Below are 17589 nucleotides of genomic sequence, written 5' to 3' on the forward strand. Positions count from 1 at the left end.
AATTTGAATACTGACTTATGAACAACAGAGCACTCGGCCCCTTCCAAGTTTCAGCCATCGGGCTTGGCTGCATGAACCTGAGCCACGCCTACGGCGCGCCGGTGTCGGCAGAGCAAGGCGAACGTGTGTTGCTGACGGCTTTGGACGCCGGTGTCACCATGTTCGACACGGCGGCGCTTTACGGCTTTGGTGCCAACGAAGAACTGGTGGGCAAGGTGATGAAGCCGCACCGTCGCAAGTTCACGCTGTGCAGCAAAGGCGGCATGGCGGGTGTGAAGGGTGAAGACGGCGTCGTGCGGCGCGTCATCGACGGCCGTCCCGACACCGTGCGTAAAAACTGCGAAGACAGCCTGCGCCGACTGGGCACCGACGTCATCGACCTGTACTACCTGCACCGCTGGGATAAACAAGTGCCGATCGAAGACAGCGTGGGCGCCATGAGCGACCTGGTGCGCAAGGGCTATGTGCAGGCCATCGGCCTGAGCGAAGTGTCGGCCACCACGCTGCGTAAGGCGCACGCCGTGCACCCTATTGCGGCCGTGCAAACCGAGTATTCGCTGTGGACGCGCAACCCCGAGATCGCCGTGCTGGAAGCCTGCCGCGAGCTCGGCGCCACCTTCGTCGCCTTCAGCCCGCTGGCACGCGCCTACCTCACCGGCACGCTGACCGACGTGGAGACGCTGGACGCCAAAGACATCCGCCGCCCGATGCCACGCTTCGCGCCCGACAACTATGCCGCCAACCTGAAGTTGCTGGCCCCGTACAAGGCCTTGGCGCAAAAGGTCGGCTGCACACCAGCGCAGTTGGCGCTGGCTTGGCTGCTGCACAAGGCGCCGCACATCATCCCCATCCCCGGCACCACCAGCGTGCCGCACTTGCAAGACGATCTGGGCGCAGCGCGTGTGCAACTCGCGCCCGAGCACATGGCCGAGTTGGAAGAAATCTTCAACCCCAAGGCCATCGTCGGACCGCGCTACGCACCACAAGGTACGGGCGAAGTCGATACCGAGAATTTTTGAGTGGCTGGCCTGACGAGCGCCCTTGCAAAGGGCTCGTCGGCTTTGACGTTGTTTCACTACTAAAATCGTAGCTATTGCCGCAGTGTTGAAAAGCACTGTGGCCATTTTGTTACAAAGCCCCCGAGATGACGTCAAAACCCAAACCAGCCCGCGGCCGCGCCGCCAAGGCACAGGATGCCGCCGCCGATGCCGCCTCTTGGCAAATGGGCCTGTTTTTTGATGCGCCTGCACCAGCGCCGGTCTATGTGCCACCGCCGGTAGCGCCTGTAGTGCCTTCGCCAGCGCCAGCCCCGATTGCTTTGCCTGAGGCTGTGCTTGAATCCGCACCTGCAGCTCTGCCTGAACCGGCGGACGCTGCCGCTCCAGCAGGCGTTGCCGAAACCGCGTGCGAGCCGTTGCCACCAGCCGAGCCACAGGCCGAGGTACAGGCCGATGTACCCGCGCCCGCCACGGCCGAGCCGGCTTCGATGGAAACGCTGGCCCGCCAGCTTGAAGCGCACCCGGACTACCGCGTGCTGCGCCGCTTGGTGCCCACGCTGCAATGGCCCGGTGAAACGCCGGATGACGTGGTGCGCGTGCTGGTGCTCGACACCGAAACCACGGGCCTGGAGCACAGCAGTTGCCGCATCATTGAACTCGCTCTGCTGCGTGTCGACGTGGATCGCCGCACCGGCCAACCCGTAGGCCCCGTGCAGGTGTACGACGGGCTGGAAGACCCGGGCCAGCCGATTCCGCCCGAGGTGCAAAAGATCACCGGCATTGACGAGAGCATGGTCGCAGGCCAGAAGCTTGACGAGGCGTTGATTGCCGAAATGCTGACGGGCGTGGACTTGGTGATCGCGCACAACGCCGGTTTCGACCGCCCGTTTATGGAAGCCCGCTTGCCCGCCTTTGCCGACAAAGATTGGGCCTGTTCGTTTGCCGATATCGACTGGAAGAAGCTCGGCCACGGTTCCTCCAAACTTGAATCGCTGGCCTTGGCTAACGGCCGGTTTTACGACGCCCACCGTGCTGAGATGGACTGCCATGCCTTGCTGGCCGTGCTGCAGGCGGCGCTGCCGGAAGAAGCGCAGCCCGCTGATTCGGCGGTGCCCGTGAACGGCCTGACTCTGTTGCTGAAAGCCGCTGGTGAGTTGCGTTACCGCTTGCTCGCCACCGGAGCACCTTTCGACGCCAAAGACGCTTTGCGCCAACGCGGTTACCGCTGGGACGCAGCCGCCAAGGTATGGCACACGCGCCTGAGCAGTGCCACCGACTTGGAAGCCGAATGTGCATGGCTCAAAACCAGCGTCTACCGCCGTAGCGCGCAAGTCACGGTGGAAACTTTGGACGCGCGCGTGCGCTACGCCAACCGGCCAGGCGTGGTAACCACGCGCATGTTGTAAGGCTGCACCGTGCAAGCGCCCATCGTCGCCAGCGCCCACGACCCGGCCGTGCGGCGTTTGCTGGCCCTTTTGTCCACGCGCTCAGATCGTGTCATTGTGGGTTTGGCGGGGCTGCCGGGCTCAGGCAAAAGCACCATGGCGCAGGCGTGGGTAGATGCGGTGAATGTGCAGATGGGCGTAGGCACCGCGCAGATGTTGGGTATGGATGGTTTCCATTTGACGCGCGCAGAACTGGCACGCCAGCCAGACCCCGCTGCGGCCTTGGCACGTCGCGGTGCACCGTGGACGTTTGATCCGTTGGCCTTGCAGGCGCGGCTCCCGTTACTGCGTGCCGGGTTTGCGCAGCGGACGGTCTACTGGCCAGCGTTTGAGCATGGTGTGGGAGACCCGGTAGCCGACGCTTTGGCCGTCTTGCCGTCCACCCGCTTGGTATTGGTCGAAGGCCTGTATCTGTTGCATCGCAACGATGGGTGGGCGGTGCAGCCTTTGCTAGATGCGTGTTGGTATCTGGATGTGCCGATGGCGGTGGCCATGGCGCGGCTCGCTACACGGCATCAGCAAGCCTGGCGCATCACGGCAGAAGCGGCCGAAGCGCGCATTGCACGCAACGACCGCTTGAATGCCGACATCGTCGAGGCCAGCCGAGCTTACGCCGACTGGGTCAACCCTTGAAGGCTCGTGTCGTCATCGAAGGTTACTGAGACTTCTCAAAAAAGAACGTCGGATTGCGCTTGTGCCAGTCCGTCACTTGTTGCTCGGCTTCCTCCTTGCGAAGCCCATGGCGCTGCTGAATCAGTCCCAGCAACTGGTCACGCCGGCCAGCGCAAATGTCGAGGTCGTCGTCCGTCAGCTTGCCCCATTGTTCTTTGATTTTTCCCTTGAACTGCAGCCAGTTGCCTGCGACTTGGTCTTGGTTCATGTTGTGCTCCTTGTGCTGGCGACAGTGCCCGCATGGCAACACTTTAGGCGGCTAGAAGACTGTGTGAGGTAGGACGTTGCCGTAAGCGGCGTAGTCGTCTGCTGACGTGCCGCGTCAAATACGTACGAATGCGAAAGGCCGCGCGCCAGAGGTGTTCTCCGGCGCGCGGCCTTTCGCGCGGCTGGGTCGATCCAAAGATCGACCCATCGCATCAACCTATCAAGGGGTGTAGGTGTCGCCCAACACCACGCCTTCACGGCGTGGGTCGGCACCGCCTTGCAGCACGTTCACGCCATTGCGTTGCACCTTGATGATGGTAGCAATGCCGCTGGATTGTGCAGAGGTCGACACCGTGTGCCCCAGTGCTTTCAGACCCGTCACCAACTCGCCCGTGGCGCTGACGTTGGGGTGCTCGCCGCCCACGTTGGTGGTCGTGCTGTTGCTGGCACCGAAGTCGACCAACGATGTGGCTTGCTGTGCGTCCAGGCCCCAGTCGAGTGCGCCCACGATGGTCTTGCTCACGTACTGGATGATGGTGGCGCCGCCAGGCGAGCCGGTGCCCATGACGAAGTCACCCTTCGAGCCGTCGGACGCTTTCTTGAACACCAGGGTGGGTGCCATTGAGCTGCGTGGGCGCTTGCCTGCGGCCACCGCGTTGGCAATGGGCAAGCCAGTGCCGGTTTCCGTTGGCGTGGCCGAGAAGTCGGTCAGTTGGTTGTTCAGCAAGAAGCCTTGCGTGAAGTGGAACGAGCCCATGCCGGCTTCCACCGTGGTGGTCATCACGACCACGTTGCCGGCAGAGTCGACGATGGTGAAGTGCGTGGTGCCGGCTTCGTTGACCAGGCTCACCCCGAAAGCGTTTGTACCCAGTACACCAGCCTTGGCGGTGCCCATGCTCTTGGTGGTGCTGATGAGGCTGGCGCGTTGCTTCATGTACGGCTTGTTCAACATCGTGTCCCAGGTGCCGCCGGGCAGGGGCACGAAGTCGGTGTCGGCAATGTACTTGTCGCGGTCGGCGTAGGCCAGGCGACCGGCTTCGGCCACCAAGTGCACACCCATCACGGTGGGGAAGCCGCCTTCAATGTCGACCACCTTGGGCTTGAGTGCGGCCATGTCGAAGTTTTCCAGAATACCCAGTGTGGATGCCACGGTGATGCCGCCAGAAGACGGAGGCGACATGCCGCAGACCCAGTAGTCGCGGTAGGTGGTGCACACCGGCTCGCGGCGTTTGGCCTCGTATTTGGCGAGGTCGCTCATCTCCGTTAAGCCAGGGGTGATGGCCACGGCTGGCGTGCCGCCGCTGGTGGCCTTGATCTTGTTCACGATGCCTTGGGCCACCGCGCCGGTGTAGAAGGCGTTGGCACCACCGTTGGCGATGGTGGTCAGCGTGGAGGCGTAGGCGGGATTCTTCAGGGTCGTGCCCAGCGCCTTGGGGGTGCCATCGGCATTGAAGAAGTAGGCTACCGCTTCTGAATCGCGTGACAGCCCTTCGACGGCGCCCGAAATGGCGCTGGCCAGGCGGCCGCTGATCTGGAAGCCATTGGTCGAAAGTTCAATGGCAGGCGTGAACAGGTCTTTCCAGGCTAGTTTGCCGTAATCCTTCTGCGCCAGTTCAAGCATGCGCACGGCGCCGGGCGTGCCGATCGAGCGGCCGCTGGCACGTGCACCGCCAGGTTGGGGTAGCGTGCGGTTGCTGTCGCTCACCCAACGCAGGTAGTTTTCGGTGGCGGCAGCGGGTGCGGTTTCGCGGCCATCGTAGGCCACTACCTTCTTGGTGGCAGCGTCGTAGTGCAGCATGAACGCACCGCCGCCCAGGCCGGACGATTGCGGCTCCACCAAGCCCAACACCATCTGCACGGCAACCGCCGCATCGACTGCAGAACCGCCCGCCTTGAGGACGTTGCAACCGGCGCGTGAGGCCAACGGGTTGGCCGTGGTCACCATGTAGTGTTTGGCGTAGACGGCTGTCTTGCCGGTCTTGTAGCCGGAGGCTGGTTCTGGCGCTGCGGGGTCGCCGGCCAGGCCAGAGCCCACCACCACGCTACCAGTGCCTGTGATGGCCTGGCAGGCATCGACAACGGTAGGGGTGAGGCCAAGGGCGCTGTCGCCGCCGCCACCGCCACAAGCGGTGAGAGCAATGAGCGAAACCATGCAAGGCGCGGCGAAGCGCCAGGAAAGCCGCCGGGTGGTGTCCAGTGACCGGACATCAAGTGATGCGTGCATCGAAATTCCCTTCTGTTTTATTGTTGAAACGCCGTTGTCTCCCACGGCGTTTTCAGCATAGAGGCAGCTGCGCCGAAGGCGCAATGCGGGAAAACGGTGGGGGGAGAAAGGCGGCGGGCTGGTGAACCTGGGTGCACACTGGGGGTGCGGTTCACGTGCAACCAAACTATGTTTTGCAATAACCGTGCCGTATGTGTCTGGAATGTGAAGTGCGCGGTGGTGCCACAATGGTGCTTGAACTTTTATTCAACAGCAGACTGCCGCGTCAGCCCAGCGGGGTATGCATTGCGCCAAACATGATCATCACCAGTTTGCTCGACACCGACCTCTACAAGTTCTCCATGATGCAGGCGGTGCTGCACCAGTTCCCTGGAGCCCAGGTGGAGTACAAGTTCAAGTGCCGCAATCCCGGCGTGCAGTTGGCGTTGTATGTCAACGAGATCCGTGAAGAGATTCGTGGCTTGTGCAGCCTGCAGTTTCAAGATGCAGAGTTGGACTATCTGCGTTCCATGCGCTTCATCAAGAGCGACTTTGTGGACTTCCTGGGGCTGTTCCGGCTGAACGAAAAGTACATCCATGTCAGCGCCTTGCCATCCGGCGAGGTGGAGATCGTGATCCGTGGGCCGTGGCTGCACACCATCATGTTCGAGATTCCGGTGCTGGCCATCATCAACGAGGTGTACTTCCGCAACACGCAGAAAACGCCGCAGTTCGAAGAAGGCCGCCGCCGCCTGCAGGTCAAGGTGGACCAACTGCAGGCTGATGGTTTGCAAGAGCTGAAAATTGCCGACTATGGCACGCGCCGCCGCTTCAGCAAGGCCTGGCACGAAGAGGTGCTGCGCACGCTGATGACCAAGCTCGGTGCGGGCCCCAGCGGCCAGTTTGCCGGCACCAGCAATGTGTTGTTTGCCATGAAGCTGGGCCTTACGCCACTGGGCACCATGGCGCACGAATACCTGCAGGCCTGCCAAGCGTTGGGCCCACGCCTGCGCGACAGCCAGGTGTTTGGCTTTGAATCGTGGGCGAAGGAATACCGTGGCGACTTGGGCATTGCACTGAGCGACGTGTACGGTATGGACGCCTTCCTGCGCGACTACGACATGTATTTCTGCAAGCTATTCGACGGCGCACGCCATGACAGCGGCGACCCGTTTGCCTGGGGCGAGCGCCTCATCGCGCACTACCGCAACAACCGCGTCGACCCACGCACCAAAACACTCATCTTCAGTGATGGTTTAACCGTGCCACGTACCATTGAGCTGTTCCGCCAGTTCCATGGTCGTTGTCTGCTGGCCTTCGGCATTGGCACCAATCTCACCAACGACCTGGGCGATGCGCCACAACACGTGCCGCTGCAAATCGTCATCAAGATGGTGCGCTGCAATGGTCAGCCCGTGGCCAAGTTGTCAGATACGCCGTCGAAGAACATGTGTGAGGACGAAAAGTATCTGGCCTATCTGCGCCAGGTGTTCGACATCAAAGCACCGCAGGCTTGACGCGCGCGCGTCGTCATGCGGGCGTTCTGCCTGGGGGACCGAAAGAACGCGAAAAAGTAGAAGTAGAAAAGGGGGGAGACAGATGCGGATTTCTCGTGCAGCGCTGGCGTTGGGCTGGGGCTTGTTGTTACCGGCTATGGGTTTTGCGGCCGAGGTGAATGGCGCGCAACTTTCGGCGTTGTGGGGGGTACCGTTTGCAGGCATCTTGTTGTCGATTGCGCTGTGCCCCTTGCTCATGCCGCATTTCTGGCATCACCACTTTGGCAAGGTGTCTGCGGCCTGGGCTGCGTTGTTTATCTTGCCGTTTGCGGCGGTGTTTGGACCCGGTCTGGCAACGAGTGCTGCGGTGCACGCGCTGGTGGCCGAGTATGTGCCGTTCATCATCCTGCTGACAGCGCTCTACACCGTGGCCGGGGGCATTTTCGTGCGCGGCAACCTGCATGGCAGTGCTGCGCTGAATACCGGTATTCTGGCCATCGGCGCGCTGCTGGCCAGTGTGATGGGGACCACCGGAGCTTCGATGCTGTTGATCCGCCCCTTGATCCGCGCCAACGACAACCGTCCCTCCAAAGCGCACGTGGTCGTGTTCTTTATCTTCATCGTTTCCAACGCCGGAGGCTCGCTGACTCCGCTGGGCGACCCGCCGCTGTTCCTGGGTTTCTTGAAGGGGGTGAGCTTCTTCTGGACCGTGAGCCACATCTTTCCTGAGACGCTGTTCCTGGTCGGGGCGCTGCTGGCCATCTTCTATCTGCTGGACAGCTGGCATTTCCGCAAGGACGGCCTGTTGCCGCGCGACCCCACGCCGGATACCCACCGCCTGGGTTTTGACGGCAAAGTCAACTTCATACTGCTGGCCGTGGTGGTGGGTCTGGTGCTGCTCAGCGGTATCTGGAAATCGCCGGTCGGCTTTGAGGTGGCCGGTGCCCATGTGGGCCTGCCGGGGCTGGTGCGTGATGTCGGCTTGATCGTCGTGACCCTGCTGTCGCTCAAACTGACTGCGGCCAAGGTGCATGATGACAACCAATTCAGTTGGGCGCCGATGCAGGAAGTCGCCAAACTGTTTGCCGGGATCTTTCTGACCATCATCCCGGTGATTGCCATGCTCAAGGCCGGTATGGACGGGCCGTTCTCGGCCATCATCGCCGCCGTCACGCGTTCTGACGGTACGCCCAATCCTGCAGCTTACTTCTGGGCTACGGGCGCATTGAGTTCCTTCCTGGACAACGCGCCAACCTACCTCGTGTTCTTCAATACCGCCGGGGGTGACGCGCAAACGCTGATGACCACGCTGGCACCGACGCTGGCGGCCATCTCTGGCGGGGCGGTGTTCATGGGCGCCAACAGCTACATCGGCAACGCGCCCAACCTCATGGTCAAGGCCATCGCCGAAGAGCGCGGCGTGCGCATGCCCAGCTTCTTTGGCTACATAGGCTGGGCGTTCTGCGTGTTGGTGCCGCTGTTTGTGCTCATGACCTTCATCTGGTTCTGAATTTCCTTCAAGGTGCAGGAAATTTTTTCTGCACGCTGTACCGCACCAAGACGATAGGGAACTCCAGACGTGGAAAAATGGCCTCTAAAGCGTTAACGCTAACGTCGCGCTGACGTCATCGAAATACCGGAGGAGACTTACCCATGCCTAAGCCCAAGATCCTGGTGGCCCGCGCCATCTTCCCTGAAGCCATTGCGCGACTCGAAGAACACTTTGAGGTAGACGGCAACCAGTCGGACGACTTATTGAGCAAACCCGAGTTGATCGCGCGTTTGCAAGGCAAAGTAGGGGTCTTCACCACCGGCAGTGAGCGTATCGATGCCGAAGTTCTGGCCGCTTGCCCCGAGCTGAAAATCTGCGCCAACATGGCCGTGGGCTACAACAACTTCGACGTGCCTGCCATGACCGCCGCTGGCGTGCTGGCCACCAACGCCCCCGATGTGTTGACCGAAACCACCGCCGACTTTGGCTTCGCCCTGCTGATGGCCACCGCCCGCCGCGTCACCGAGAGCGAACACTATCTGCGCGCCGGCCAGTGGACGAAGTGGAGCTACGACATGTTTGCCGGCTCCGACATCCATGGCAGCACGCTGGGCATCATCGGTATGGGCCGCATCGGCCAAGGCATCGCCAAGCGTGGCGCGCACGGCTTTGGCATGAACGTGATCTACCACAACCGCTCCAAGCTCGACGCCTCGCTAGAAACCGCTTGCAAAGCCCGCTATGTGGGCAAAGAAGAGCTGCTGCGCACGGCAGACCACGTGGTCTTGGTGGTGCCGTATTCCGCCGCCTCGCACCACACCATTGGTGCAGCAGAGCTGGCGATGATGAAGCCCACGGCCAACCTCATCAACATCGCGCGCGGCGGCATTGTGGACGACGCGGCCTTGGCGGTGGCGTTGCGCGAGCGCCGCATTGCGGCCGCCGGGCTGGACGTGTTTGAAGGTGAACCCAAAGTGCACCCCGATTTGTTGACCGTGCCCAACGTGGTGCTCACCCCGCACATTGCCAGCGCTACCGTGCCCACACGTTTGGCCATGGCCAACCTGGCGTGCGACAACCTCATTGGGTACTTGTTGCAAAAAAAGCCTCTTACGCCCTTGAATGCTGCGGAACTAGCTGCAAAAAGTATAGCTAGATGATAGACGTCTCGGTTGGGTGGGTGTTTGCGTTAGGGGGCATCAACCTACTGCTGCTGATCGTGTTGTTGGTGCTGATAGTGGTGATGCTGCGCCAGTCGAACACCAACGATGGCGCTGAACAGACGGAGCATCTGGCGGGTTTGATCCACAACACGGCCAAGAACTTGGCCGCGACCAATGAACGCCTGGAGCGCGAACTGCGCCGCGAGATCAGCGAATCCGCGCGGGGCGCGCGGCAAGAGCAGAGCACCAGCCTGGCCACGTTTCAACAGTCGGTGGTGCAGCAGAACGCCGAGTTTGTGCGCAGCCAGAACGCGCAGCTCGATGCCTTCTCGCAGCAGCTCACGTTGCTGCAAAAAACCTTGGGTGACACACTCACCAACCAGATCCAGGGCTTGAGCGAAGCCAACGCGCGCCGCCTGAGCGAAGTGCGCGCCACGCTGGAAACCCAACTCGCACAGCTACAGCAAAGCAATGCCACCAAGCTCGACGAGATGCGCCAGACGGTGGACGAAAAACTGCAAACCACGCTAGAGGCACGCCTCGGCGAAAGCTTCAAGCAAGTCGCCGAGCGCCTGGAACAGGTGCACAAAGGCCTGGGCGAAATGCAGAATCTGGCGCAAGGGGTAGGGGACTTGCAGCGCGTGCTCACCAACGTCAAAACACGCGGCATGTTTGGCGAAGTGCAATTGGAAGCGCTGCTCGAACAAGTGCTCACGCCCGAGCAATACGGCCGCCAGATCGAGACCAAACCGCGCAGCAACCAGCGCGTGGACTTTGCGGTGCGCTTTCCGGGCCGCGCGGCTGGCAACGGCGACAACGAGCCCGTGTGGCTGCCCATCGACGCCAAGTTTCCGCGCGACGACTACGAGCGTCTGCTGGCCGCGCATGACCGCGCCGATGTGGCCGGTGTGGAAGCCGCTGGCAAAGCCCTGCACGCACGCATCATCGCCGAGGCCAAGTCGATCTCGGAGAGCTACCTTGCGCCACCGCACACCACCGACTTCGCCATTCTGTTCTTGCCGATTGAAAGCCTGTACGCCGAAGTGCTGCGCCGTCCCGGTTTGATGGACAGCCTGCAGCGCAACTACCGTGTCACGCTGGCCGGGCCCACCACCTTGTTGGCCATGCTCAACAGCCTGCACATGGGCTTTCGCACGCTGGCGCTGGAGCAGCAGGCGTCTGATGTATGGAAGGTTTTGGGCGCCGTCAAAACCGAATTTGAACGCTACGGTGAATGGGTAGCCCGCATCCGCGAGCAAATGCAGAAAGCCACCGACACCCTCGACAAAGCCGACACCCGCACGCGCCAGATGCGCCGTGCACTCAAGGTGGTGGAAGCGCTGCCTGAGGCCGATGCCCAACAACTCCTGCCAAACTTGAACCTGCAGGACGACGCGGACGACTTACAACCATGAATGCCGCCTTCGCCCGCCTCATCGCCGCGCAGATTTGCTTGCACGCTTGTATGACCGGTGTGCGTCTGGCAGCACCCTTGCTCGCGCTGCGTGAAGGCTACAGCGCGTTTGCCGTGGGCTTCTTGCTGGCGCTGTTTGCCTTGACGCAAGTGTTTTTAGCGCTGCCCGCAGGCCGTTACGCCGACCGCCATGGCCTGCGTCGGCCCGTGTCCATCAGCGTGGTGATGGCCGTCGTGGGCGCGGGCTTGGGAGCGGTATTTCCCATCTACGGCGTGTTGTGTGTGAGCGCCTTGCTCACCGGAGGTGCGGCGGGTCTGGCGGTCATCTCGCTGCAGCGCCATGTGGGGCGCGCGGCGGAGGGCGGTACGCGGCTCAAGCAAGTGTTCAGTTGGCTGGCCGTGGGGCCGGCGGTGTCCAACTTCATCGGCCCGTTTTTGGCCGGCCTGATGATCGACTTTGCGGGCAGCACACCCAATGCGATTGCGGGTTACCGCTGGGCCTTTGCTGTAACGGCCGCACTGCCGCTGCTGACCTGGTGGCTGGTGCATGACGTGGAAGAGCTACCACCCATCGAAATCGCTCCTAACGCCGTCAAAACCACTCCCTGGGATCTGTTGGCCGACCCTGTGTTGCGCCGCCTGCTGTGGGTGAACTGGTTCTTGTCGTCGTGTTGGGATGTGCACACCTTCGTCGTGCCCATCATCGGCCATGAACGCGGGCTGCCCGCGTCCACCATCGGCACCATCCTCGGCGGCTTCGCCATTGCCGCTGCGCTGGTGCGCCTGGTCATGCCGTTGCTGGCCGAGCGCTTGCGCGAGTGGGCCGTGATTTGCGGCGCCATGTGGTGCGCCGCGCTGTTGTTCAGCGTGTACCCGTTGCTGTCCACCGCCTGGGCCATGGGCGCCTGCTCCATCCTGTTGGGCCTGGCGCTCGGCTCGGTGCAACCCATGGTGATGAGCACCCTGCACCAAATCACCCCCGCCCATCGCCACGGCGAAGCGCTGGGCTTGCGCCTGATGACCATCAACGCCTCCAGCGTGCTGATGCCCATGGTGTTCGGTGTGGCCAGTGCGGCGGTCGGTGTGGCAGGCTTGTTCTGGGCAACCGCCGCTTTGGTCGGTGGTGGGTCGCGTGCAGCTTGGTTGCTGAAGAACGTGAAGCTGACATCGCATTGACGAAGTTGTTGTGGCGCAGTTGGGGCGCTGCGTCGTGAAGAGATCAGTGACGCGAAAGATTGATCAGTGGCGGCAACCGTGTGAGGCAAAATTCAGCCCAAACAGCGAGCTACCATGACGCAACATATTGACTCCCTAGACTCGATGGAGAGCGCGCGTGCAGTCAGAGACGGCGGGATTGAGGCGGTGGCCGCATTGAATGCCGCGCTTGCTAGAGCGATAGACGGGTTACCCCCTGAGAAAGCACAGTCGCTGAAATCCAGCTTTGGAAAAGTTATGGGCGCAATAGTCCTTGAGCTGATCAACCCGACTATTGAGGCTTTTCCTGAACTTGAGCCTGATGAAGCTATTTGGAGTGCCGTTGCGAACACTCGCCCGGGTCGTCGGCCAGTTGAGTAACGGCTAGGGCCTGCTGGAGCGGACTGGTATCAATCGGAAGCCGGCCACAACCGGCTATTTAGACTCAGCCTCTACCCGGTTGACAAAATGCGCAGTTTTTTGGCGGTCCGGTGGATGGACTTGGTATGCGTTACTTGTTGCAACGTAGAGTACCAAGGGAGTCAGTACGGCACGTTGTTCCGTCGGAACCCCGTTTCGTCCCTAGCGAATCCGTACGCCAAGAGTTTCCGTGGTTATCTCGAGTTGTCCCAAGAGAGTCTGTGCGGTAGCTACTTCCGTCAGAACCTCTTGTGGTACCAAGTGCATCAGTCCGCCACGAATTTCCACGGTTATCTCTCGTCGTACCTAACGAATCGGTTCGATAGGTTGTGCCGTCGCTGCAGCGTGTTGTACCAAGCGAATCGGTGCGGCATGACAAATCCGAGGCACTTGCTGCCGGCACAGTGATGATGAACGATAAAACTGCTACGGCAAAATTGATTACTTTCATCATGAGCCCCTTTGAAGTTATGAACCGTTAGCTTCAAACTGAAGCATAACGCTCGCGTAAAGCGGGCAAAAACGAACGCCCCCGTGGGCGTCACGTCGTGGCAAACCGCTCCTTTGCCAGCTTCGTGCCTTCTGCCAGCGCTTGCAACTTGCGCCAAGCGACATCCCTCCCCATCGGAGCCAAGCCGCAATTCGTGCACGGAAACAAGCGCTCCTTGGGCACGAACTGCAGCGCCCGGCCGATGGTGTCGGCCACTTCCTCGGGGGTTTCGACCACGTCACTGGCCACATCGATCACACCGACCATTACGTCCTTGCCGGCCAGCAGCTTCATCAAGTCGGGTGGCACATGGGAGTGGATGCATTCCAGGCTCACCTGGTCGATGCGGCTGCGCGCCAGCGCAGGGAACACCGTCTCGTATTGGCGCCATTCGTCGCCCAGCGTGCTCTTCCAGTCGGTATTGGCCTTGATGCCGTAGCCGTAGCAGATATGTACCGCCGTTTTACAGGTCAGCCCCTGCGCCGCACGCTCTAGCGCCTGCACGCCCCAGTCGGCGGCATCCTTCATGTAGACATTGAACGCGGGCTCGTCAAACTGGATGATGTCCACGCCGTCGGCCTGTAGCGCCAGCGCCTCCTGATTCAACAACTCGGCGAAAGCGAAGGCCATCTTGATCTTGTCGCTGTAGAAGCGGTCCGCCACGGTGTCGACGATGGTCATAGGGCCGGGTAGAGTGAATTTCAGCTTTTTCCTGGTGTGGGCGCGCGCCAGTTGTGCCTCGAAGGCATGCACGCGGCCCTTCAGGCGCAAGGCTGACACCACCTGCGGCACCATGGCGTCGTAGCGGTTGTCGCGGATGCCCATCTTCACCTTGTGTTCGAAGTCGATACCCTCAACCTGCTCGAGGAAGCCGTGCACGAAATGCTGGCGCGATTGCTCGCCGTCGCACACGATGTCCAGGCCTGCGTCTTCCTGGGCCTTGATCCAGAGCAGGGTCGCGTCGGCCTTGGCCTGGAGAAGCGCATCGCCTTCAGCCCGCCACTGTGGCCAGAGCTTGTTGGTTTCAGCCAGCCAGGCGGGCTTAGGCAGGCTGCCGGCGATGGAGGTTTCAAACATCAGAGAATTCCTTTAGAGAAAAATGGAAGTGATGAGCATGCATCGGGATTGCTTTGCCGGATATGCCTGAAATGCCCGGTATGCGAAGCGATGCGGTGGTGCTAGGACACAGGTCAAAGCGCGAGTCAATGGGCGCAATTGGCAGCCCATTGTGTTGCGGCTTCAGCGGATTTGACCAGGTCGGCCAATTTGCGTGATCACCAGTGAGTTGGGATAACTTATGGCTAGTGCGGAATTCCGCTCGCGTGAGTTGATCATGAGATTTTGGCGGAGCTGGTCAAACTAGCGTTGGCCACAAATACTGAAGGCGACGGAGCCCGGAAATTTCGAGGCATCCCTCGCGATTGAGGGCGATGCGCTCGATGGAAATAAGCCCCGAACTATCTAACGGCTGTGTCAGGCCTGCGGCAGAATGCGAACATGAAACTTCATTCGAGACCGGATGAGGCTCAGAAAAATAACTATGTAAGTCGAAGAATGAGAGGGACCAATGGCGAAATGCGCGTTTTGTAGTTCAACCATCCTATTTGGAGGAACGCGCCAAGGAGAAGCGCGATTCTGCAACGCGAAATGTGAGCAACGTGGTGTGCTTGCTAGCGTCGCCAATCAGCTACCAGCCCATCAAGTGGACCCATTTGTGCGAATGGTCCATAGTGGTGACTGCCCTCAATGCGGTGGAGTTGGTCCCGTGGATGTGCACGTTTCCTACCGCGTCTGGTCTGCCCTACTGATGACCTCGTGGTCAAGTCGTCCGGCCATGTGTTGTAAACGCTGTGGCGTTAAGAAAAGGCTCGGAGACGCAGCATTCTCCCTGGTGCTGGGCTGGTGGGGAATTCCTTGGGGAATACTCATAACGCCGGTTCAACTTGGTCGAAACGTGGTTGGATTTTTCAGGATTCCGGAGCCGTCGTCACCGTCGCCCGCGCTAGAAAGAATGCTTAGGCTGAAACTGGCGGCTCAGATGGTTGATGAGCAGCGGCGGACTGAGCCCGTTTTCTGACATCAAACGGCTTCAAACGACAGCGGTCACCTACAAGTGCCGCGCAGATCCGCCCTCAACCATATTGAACTGAATGTTAACCATAGAGTTTGAGCCGCCTCAAGAATCGACGCTATGTTCCTGCTGCGGCGGGCGCACAACGCGCCTTACCCGGTTCGTGCATCGCGACGGCGATGCCTAAGCGATTTACGACGCTCTTCTTTCGGATTCCCATCGCGGTCTTCCCGTATCGGTGACGGTAAGCATTGGCGAGTGGGGTGAGGGGTCGACACCAGACCAGCGCGTCGCCTTCGCACTTGAATTACGGGCTACTAATGCGCAGTATCAAGTCGGAATAACCGACGCAATGCAGTCTCCGTGGCGTGAAGCGCAGTTCATCGGTAGAACTCTGAATCGAGCCGAGGCACTTCTACATCCGCGTATCAAAGATGTTTTTCACATCACTGACCACATCGTTGTAGAGGACAAAGCCATTCACGCATACCTCAATGACGAGTAACTGCTCACTCAAAAGACGCTGCGATAGCGACGCCCGGCCAGAAGCAGCCTGGCTGGTACTTTCAGGCTATTTGAGTACGGCGCATGCAGAGGACGAAGTGCCTAGCCCCCTGTGCTCGCAATCAAAAAGCCTTGCTCGCGACCAACCAAGCACGTACCGAGGACTGTTTGCTCACGAGTGAAGATTCGCTCCCAATAGGCGTTGCCACCGAGAAACTTGCACGCCACTGCTCCGGGCCGGTCCAGTTCAGGCCGACACCTGCACCCGACAAGCTTGCGCTGTTGTCTGACGTGGTCCAGGGATGGCGGTTGACCTTGACATATGCGCTGTCAATAAATGCCACGACCTGCCATTTTCCAAACGGTAGCGCCCCCAAGTCATGGCGCATTTCTACGGTGCCCACATAACCGGTATCGCCAGAGATCGCACCGACGTCATAAGCGCGAACCGTGTAGGGGCCACCGGCGGTCATCTTTTCCGCCGAATCAAGATTGCCGTCGGCCCACTGACCATTGAGGCTCAAGTACAAAGCGTCGTGCGGCGAGAACCATTGCATGCGGGCGACGTTGGCATTCAACTTGGAGAAGCTGCCGCTTGTGCGCGCGGTAGAGGCATCAAACGCTGCGGCAGGCGCATCGTCAAAGCTCTTGCGGCCACTGGTTAAGCCCAAACCGGCCATGTTCACGCCGCCGCCCAAAAGGTCGTCGCGTGAATCGCCGTTCAAGCTCAAGATCCAGTTGTTCAAATGGCGGTCTGAACGGAGGTTGCTGACATCGATGCGATCGCGCAGCTTCTTCCCATCGAATTGCAATTGCGCATACACGCTGTACTGTTTGGAGCGAACCAATGGCTGCTTTGCCCACAGGCTGGCCACCATCGCATTGCCGTGTGCATCCAGCGCACTGGCGCTGCTGCCAAGTTTGTACTTCAATGCCGAATAGGCGCCGCCGACCCTGGTGCCCTTGCCATTGAGCAGCGTGTCGTAAGCGACCCGGGCATAGTTCATGTGCTCACCCGTGCTGATGAGGTTGGCGCTCAAGACATCGCCGTGGTGAAACGGATTGACGATGTTCAGATTGCCGCTCAGCCGTGTGCGACCAATATCGCGGCTGCCGTAATTGTCCAGCGCAAAGTTGAACAGAGCCGTCCGGTTGTACCGCGTCTCGACTTCCATGTCGGCAGTGCCAACGGCCGCACCCGGTTTAAGAACCGCGCCCACAGCCACACCGGGTACATCTGACAGCAACAGCAGCGCTCGGTTCAGCTCTGCATCGGAAATCAATCCTCCGCTATTCAGTGGCGCCAGGGTGGCATTCAGCAGCGCGTCGTTGACTTCGCTTTGGTTGTTCAGTTGCACCTTGCCGTGGCGTGCCTCCACAACTTGAATGATGACGACGCCGCCGGTGATCGACTGCGCCGGAATGATTGCCCGGGTCAGGGGGAATCCGCGGTCTTGGTAGTACGCAGTGATGCGCCCGGCCAGTGCGTTGAGCTGTGGCAACGTCAGGCTTTGGCCTTCCTGGTCTTTCACCAGCGCGTGCAGTACTTCAGTGGCAAACGCGGTGTTGCCCGTGATGCGAAGGGCGGTCACTTGAATCGGTTGCGAAGGCGGTAAGCTGGCATCGCTGGGTGGTTTGATTTCAAGCTTTGGTGCGTCAGGCGGCGGCACAAAGGGCGCTGCGGGCTGCAACTGCTGCAGAAGTGAGCCGGCATTCGGAGGCACTTCGGGGCCCGCGGCGTGGGCACCGACGGAAGCCAGCAACAAAGCGGCGAGCGAGGGCTTGATCACGAAAGACGGCGTGAATACGTTGGTCATGGA

General features: G+C 60.6%; 13 protein-coding genes. 9 read left to right on the forward strand and 4 right to left on the reverse strand.

Going from position 1 to position 17589, the window contains the following annotated elements; genetic code table 11:
* Positions 1-17: 17 nt before the first annotated feature.
* The 3 genes from ACPWMG_RS09995 (at position 18) to ACPWMG_RS10005 (ending at position 3076) form a co-directional block, all read left to right on the forward strand.
* Positions 18-1019, forward strand: a complete 1002-nt coding sequence (locus tag ACPWMG_RS09995; protein WP_483304489.1) for an aldo/keto reductase — start codon at positions 18-20, stop codon at positions 1017-1019.
* A 125-nt stretch (positions 1020-1144) separates the two neighbouring features.
* Positions 1145-2404 (forward strand): 3'-5' exonuclease, encoded by a 1260-nt coding sequence (locus ACPWMG_RS10000; protein ID WP_483304490.1) that lies wholly within the window; start codon positions 1145-1147, stop codon positions 2402-2404.
* A gap of 9 nt (positions 2405-2413) precedes the next feature.
* Positions 2414-3076 (forward strand): nucleoside/nucleotide kinase family protein, encoded by a 663-nt coding sequence (locus ACPWMG_RS10005; RefSeq protein ID WP_483304491.1) that lies wholly within the window; start codon positions 2414-2416, stop codon positions 3074-3076.
* Between the two features lie 22 nt (positions 3077-3098).
* Here ACPWMG_RS10005 and ACPWMG_RS10010 read toward each other — a convergent pair whose 3' ends face one another.
* Both ACPWMG_RS10010 and ggt read right to left on the reverse strand, forming a co-directional pair.
* Complete coding sequence (locus ACPWMG_RS10010) at positions 3099-3323, reverse strand: CsbD family protein (RefSeq protein WP_483304492.1); 225 nt, start codon at positions 3321-3323, stop codon at positions 3099-3101.
* Between the two features lie 219 nt (positions 3324-3542).
* Positions 3543-5474 carry a gamma-glutamyltransferase gene (gene ggt, locus ACPWMG_RS10015; RefSeq protein WP_483305222.1) on the reverse strand — a complete coding sequence of 644 codons (1932 nt, stop codon included), beginning with the start codon at positions 5472-5474 and terminating at the stop codon, positions 3543-3545.
* 368 nt (positions 5475-5842) lie between these two features.
* Between ggt and pncB the strand changes: the two genes are divergently transcribed.
* From pncB to ACPWMG_RS10045, 6 genes are all read left to right on the forward strand, one after another.
* Positions 5843-7042: a nicotinate phosphoribosyltransferase gene (pncB, locus tag ACPWMG_RS10020; protein WP_483304493.1), complete on the forward strand. Its 1200-nt coding sequence runs from the start codon at positions 5843-5845 to the stop codon at positions 7040-7042.
* Between the two features lie 82 nt (positions 7043-7124).
* Complete coding sequence (locus ACPWMG_RS10025; RefSeq protein ID WP_483304494.1) at positions 7125-8531, forward strand: sodium:proton antiporter; 1407 nt, start codon at positions 7125-7127, stop codon at positions 8529-8531.
* Positions 8532-8674: 143 nt separating this feature from the next.
* On the forward strand, positions 8675-9673 hold the full coding sequence (locus tag ACPWMG_RS10030) for a 2-hydroxyacid dehydrogenase (protein WP_483304496.1): 999 nt from the start codon (positions 8675-8677) through the stop codon (positions 9671-9673).
* Positions 9670-11091: a DNA recombination protein RmuC gene (locus tag ACPWMG_RS10035; RefSeq protein ID WP_483304497.1), complete on the forward strand. Its 1422-nt coding sequence runs from the start codon at positions 9670-9672 to the stop codon at positions 11089-11091. Before ACPWMG_RS10030 ends, ACPWMG_RS10035 begins: the two co-directional genes overlap by 4 nt.
* Positions 11088-12266 (forward strand): MFS transporter, encoded by a 1179-nt coding sequence (locus ACPWMG_RS10040; RefSeq protein WP_483304498.1) that lies wholly within the window; start codon positions 11088-11090, stop codon positions 12264-12266. The genes ACPWMG_RS10035 and ACPWMG_RS10040 overlap by 4 nt, the downstream gene beginning before the upstream one ends.
* A gap of 114 nt (positions 12267-12380) precedes the next feature.
* On the forward strand, positions 12381-12665 hold the full coding sequence (locus tag ACPWMG_RS10045) for a hypothetical protein (RefSeq protein WP_483304499.1): 285 nt from the start codon (positions 12381-12383) through the stop codon (positions 12663-12665).
* A 580-nt stretch (positions 12666-13245) separates the two neighbouring features.
* Here the strand turns inward: ACPWMG_RS10045 and ACPWMG_RS10050 are convergent.
* Together ACPWMG_RS10050 and ACPWMG_RS10055 are read right to left on the reverse strand one after the other, a co-directional pair.
* Positions 13246-14271 carry a methionine synthase gene (locus ACPWMG_RS10050; RefSeq protein WP_483304500.1) on the reverse strand — a complete coding sequence of 342 codons (1026 nt, stop codon included), beginning with the start codon at positions 14269-14271 and terminating at the stop codon, positions 13246-13248.
* A gap of 1620 nt (positions 14272-15891) precedes the next feature.
* The gene (locus ACPWMG_RS10055; RefSeq protein ID WP_483304501.1) at positions 15892-17586 is read right to left on the reverse strand and encodes a ShlB/FhaC/HecB family hemolysin secretion/activation protein; all 1695 of its coding nucleotides are present in this window, start codon (positions 17584-17586) and stop codon (positions 15892-15894) included.
* Between the last annotated feature and the right edge of the window lie 3 nt (positions 17587-17589).

Source organism: Hydrophilobacter chitinilyticus (genome assembly GCF_049860745.1).
Lineage (GTDB): Bacteria > Pseudomonadota > Gammaproteobacteria > Burkholderiales > Burkholderiaceae_C > Rhodoferax_B.

Coding starts and splice junctions, on each gene's coding strand:
- ACPWMG_RS09995 (WP_483304489.1), top strand. CDS start 18: ATGAACAACAGAGCACTCGGCCCCTTCCAAGTTTCAGCCATCGGGCTT.
- ACPWMG_RS10000 (WP_483304490.1), top strand. CDS start 1,145: ATGACGTCAAAACCCAAACCAGCCCGCGGCCGCGCCGCCAAGGCACAG.
- ACPWMG_RS10010 (WP_483304492.1), bottom strand. CDS start 3,323: ATGAACCAAGACCAAGTCGCAGGCAACTGGCTGCAGTTCAAGGGAAAA.
- ggt (WP_483305222.1), bottom strand. CDS start 5,474: ATGGTTTCGCTCATTGCTCTCACCGCTTGTGGCGGTGGCGGCGGCGAC.
- pncB (WP_483304493.1), top strand. CDS start 5,843: ATGATCATCACCAGTTTGCTCGACACCGACCTCTACAAGTTCTCCATG.
- ACPWMG_RS10025 (WP_483304494.1), top strand. CDS start 7,125: ATGCGGATTTCTCGTGCAGCGCTGGCGTTGGGCTGGGGCTTGTTGTTA.
- ACPWMG_RS10030 (WP_483304496.1), top strand. CDS start 8,675: ATGCCTAAGCCCAAGATCCTGGTGGCCCGCGCCATCTTCCCTGAAGCC.
- ACPWMG_RS10035 (WP_483304497.1), top strand. CDS start 9,670: ATGATAGACGTCTCGGTTGGGTGGGTGTTTGCGTTAGGGGGCATCAAC.
- ACPWMG_RS10040 (WP_483304498.1), top strand. CDS start 11,088: ATGAATGCCGCCTTCGCCCGCCTCATCGCCGCGCAGATTTGCTTGCAC.
- ACPWMG_RS10045 (WP_483304499.1), top strand. CDS start 12,381: ATGACGCAACATATTGACTCCCTAGACTCGATGGAGAGCGCGCGTGCA.
- ACPWMG_RS10050 (WP_483304500.1), bottom strand. CDS start 14,271: ATGTTTGAAACCTCCATCGCCGGCAGCCTGCCTAAGCCCGCCTGGCTG.
- ACPWMG_RS10055 (WP_483304501.1), bottom strand. CDS start 17,586: ATGACCAACGTATTCACGCCGTCTTTCGTGATCAAGCCCTCGCTCGCC.